This window comes from Blautia sp. AF19-10LB (assembly GCF_003461245.1).
Classification (GTDB): Bacteria; Bacillota; Clostridia; order Lachnospirales; family Lachnospiraceae; genus Blautia_A; species Blautia_A intestinihominis.
Map to the genome: position 1 here is coordinate 1 of NZ_QTWS01000079.1, position 3,004 is coordinate 3,004.

4 protein-coding genes and 1 pseudogene are annotated in these 3,004 nt (G+C 38.5%); 1 reads left to right on the top strand and 4 read right to left on the bottom strand.

The genetic code is table 11. The features are described 5' to 3' along the window. Positions 1–50 precede the first annotated feature (50 nt). The 4 genes from DWX28_RS20460 to DWX28_RS19040 form a co-directional block, all read right to left on the bottom strand. The gene (locus tag DWX28_RS20460) at positions 51–290 is read right to left on the bottom strand and encodes a hypothetical protein (RefSeq protein WP_330417716.1); all 240 of its coding nucleotides are present in this window, start codon (positions 288–290) and stop codon (positions 51–53) included. A gap of 2 nt (positions 291–292) precedes the next feature. After that, on the bottom strand, positions 293–1,105 hold the full coding sequence (locus DWX28_RS19030; protein WP_319638516.1) for an AAA family ATPase: 813 nt from the start codon (positions 1,103–1,105) through the stop codon (positions 293–295). A gap of 236 nt (positions 1,106–1,341) precedes the next feature. Further along, positions 1,342–2,109, bottom strand: a complete 768-nt coding sequence (locus tag DWX28_RS19035) for an Ig-like domain-containing protein (protein WP_118254750.1) — start codon at positions 2,107–2,109, stop codon at positions 1,342–1,344. 18 nt (positions 2,110–2,127) lie between these two features. Next, on the bottom strand, positions 2,128–2,646 hold the full coding sequence (locus DWX28_RS19040) for a hypothetical protein (RefSeq protein WP_022215141.1): 519 nt from the start codon (positions 2,644–2,646) through the stop codon (positions 2,128–2,130). Between the two features lie 138 nt (positions 2,647–2,784). Between DWX28_RS19040 and DWX28_RS19045 the strand changes: the two are divergent. Then, a pseudogene (locus tag DWX28_RS19045) lies at positions 2,785–2,949 on the top strand (transposase); the annotation flags it as partial. Positions 2,950–3,004 lie beyond the last annotated feature (55 nt).

A 3,004-nucleotide genomic window follows, 5' to 3' on the forward strand; every position in this document is an offset into this window, starting at 1 on the left:
AATTTGCGTGTCTAACTCATCACTGAAAGTAACGAGAATGCGACACGCAGTTATTCAATTCCCTTCGCAACAGCTTCCGCATCCTGATTCCACAAGTCTTCCAGAAGTTTCCGTGAGTTTTCCACTGACCGGATCACTTCGTGCCAATCCATCATACTGATTGCATTAATATATTCCTGTGACACCTCTTTGTTCGGAATCATTACAGACTGCGTCTGACTATTGTAAGTCAGATATCCCAGATGGACAAGCAGCGTCAGAACGTCATCTTTTGTAGCAAAAGTTGTCATATCTATACTTTCAATGCTTCATAAGTCTCCGTCTGATTCCAATACGTACCAAATTTATGGCGCAGCATTGCCTCCACAACAGATTTGGGGTTGTAAATCGAATGTACCATCTCCCCAAATTTACTGTGCGAAACCAGCCTATATCCGTCATACCATGCATTGACTTCTTCAAAACTCATATTATATTCATCACAAAGTCCTCTTACTTCCTCTTCTGTAAAACCAAAAAACTCTGCAAGATTTCCTGGATCTGTCATGGAATATTCCATGAACATATTCAGCGCAGAATGCGAACCGTATTTCTTGATCGGCAAGATTCCTGTCATATATGCCAGTGCAATATATTCCTTGTCTTTTAGCCAGAAACGCAGGAAATCCAAATATTTTTTCTGTGCGTCTCTGTCCTGTTCATATTCACGAAACAGACAGTCCCACTCATCGATCAAAATTATGAAAGGTGAATTTGTCTTTGCAAAAACATCCTGCATGACAAAAACAAGATTTTCCTCTGTTACAAATTCTGGATATTTATTTCTGAGATCTGCAAGAATTCTTTTCTGCAGTAACTTAAGCATATCATCCATACTCTGCGTTGCACTCAGAAATTCCTGCATGTTGATTTTTATTACATCGTATTTATTTATATTTTCATCAAAAGACGTATCTTTACTGATTTTCAATCCCGCAAAAAGTTCTTTTGTATCATTCTCTTTATCATAATACGCCGCAAGCATATTAGCGGCCATGGACTTGCCAAATCTTCTCGGTCTGCTGACACAGACATATCTCTGTTCTGTATACAGTAACGTATTCATTTGCCTGATAAGACCACTTTTGTCAATATAAATCTGCGACCGCAAACTCCCCCAAAACATCGTACTGCCTGGATTAAGATAATTACCCATGTGCCAAAATCCTTTCCTGTAGCTGTTGAAAAATGACTGCAACTACTTTTAGTATAAAGTTTCAGCTGAGGAATAACAAGAAATTTCACAATAAAGGAACCTGCTCTATACGACAAATTCCCGCAGCTTTCGCCACGGGAATTACTTTAGAATAACAATTTAGCATTGTTCATGTATTTATTATAGACTTTGAAAAATGCTGTTTTTGAATATCTTTTTCCATTTACCTCATAGATCGGAACCGGATATGCACTGCTTGTGGTATGGAAATAGTTTATAATTTGTTTCACCTTTCCATTCTGTAAAATATATGTGCGGCATATATTCTCTGACGATGTTCCTGTTTTTATTGTAAGATACTGTCCTTTCAGATAAGCACCTCTCGTAGATCCATAAATCAGAGGTGTAACCTTGCCTTTATAATATGTAAAGAATACAGCCCATGGATAATTATGCAGCATGAGTTCTTTTATTCCATCGTTGTTTATATCAATCAGACGGTATCTGCTGAAATTTCTCCGATACACTGTGGTAAGTTTTCCATCCCAGTTATTTCTCACCCTGTAGGAAGCCCCATAGGATCTCAGCACTTTCTGATACCAGTCGCTTCTTATCGTTACCTTGCAGCTTCTCTTTACGCCATTACTGGTCGCTGTGATCGTCACCGTGCCTGCTTTCTTCGCAGTTATCACTCCGTTCTTAACCGTTGCGATCCGTGTATTGCTGGATCTCCATGATGCTGACTTTGTTTTTCCTCTGCTGTCGAGAGCTTTGAGCGTAGTACTTTCTGTAACATACATGGAAACCCGTGTTTTGTTCAGTTTCATTGTTCCGCTTGCCGCCGACACTGGGACTGCCAATATAAACAATAATGCAATAGCAATAAGTACAATAAAATTTTTCTTCTTTTTCATTAGCGCTTCCCCCTTTATTTAATATTCCGACTCCATCTGCCATTTATATGACATACCAGTAATTTTTCCATTGCGAATGTTCAGAGAAATCACCTTTCCCGCTCTTACATACATGCATCCGGTTCTTCCCTGCCAAACTCTTCGCCATTTATATCTTGTAAATCGCTGATATGCATTCGCCGGAGTCATCCCAACTTTTACTCCATATAAAGAAAGGCTTCTGTCTCTGATACACACGTTCCATCTGCCAGCCTTATTCTTGTAATACGTTTCGCCCTGAAGATAAGAACAGTTGGAAGAATATTTTCCCTTGGCTGCGTATGTTACTCTCGTGCTTCTTACTGTACGGTTATAGAAATTTACCGATGAGCGTCTGTTCATACTGGGAACATGGCGCATTCCCAACTCATATGCCGCCGAAGACATCTTTCTGTTCATTACCCTGGAAACCTCTGTTGTTCTTGCCTGTACCGGTAATGCAAAAAACAATGTACAAACCAGAATTAAAAAACACATTAACATATTCTTTTTCTTCATATTCGTTTTCCTCCCTGTTTTTGATATTACACTTAAGTATAATTAATGTCCTAAACAGCGTCAAGTAAACAATCTATTTTAATCCTGAATTATTCACTGCAACGCCGTGAACATGGCTAAAAGCCGCATAGTTGCTGTATTTTAATTGCATATTGCTTTTCACTTCAAAGCAATAGGCAAATTAAAATAAATTTTGACGGAGGTGATCTATCCTCCGATGCAGGACTCCTTTTGATAAAAGAATTCGCTGCAAAGATCGGCTTTGTAAAGCTGATCAAAAAGAACTTTAAAACTAATGATAACCTATTGTGCTACTTCAAATAAATTATATGAAAACCTGTAAATGCGCAAAGAATCC

Excerpts from the sequence above, each read along its gene's own strand:
- DWX28_RS20460 (WP_330417716.1), bottom strand. The coding sequence starts at position 290 with ATGACAACTTTTGCTACAAAAGATGACGTTCTGACGCTGCTTGTCCAT.
- DWX28_RS19030 (WP_319638516.1), bottom strand. The coding sequence starts at position 1,105 with ATGAATACGTTACTGTATACAGAACAGAGATATGTCTGTGTCAGCAGA.
- DWX28_RS19035 (WP_118254750.1), bottom strand. The coding sequence starts at position 2,109 with ATGAAAAAGAAGAAAAATTTTATTGTACTTATTGCTATTGCATTATTG.
- DWX28_RS19040 (WP_022215141.1), bottom strand. The coding sequence starts at position 2,646 with ATGAAGAAAAAGAATATGTTAATGTGTTTTTTAATTCTGGTTTGTACA.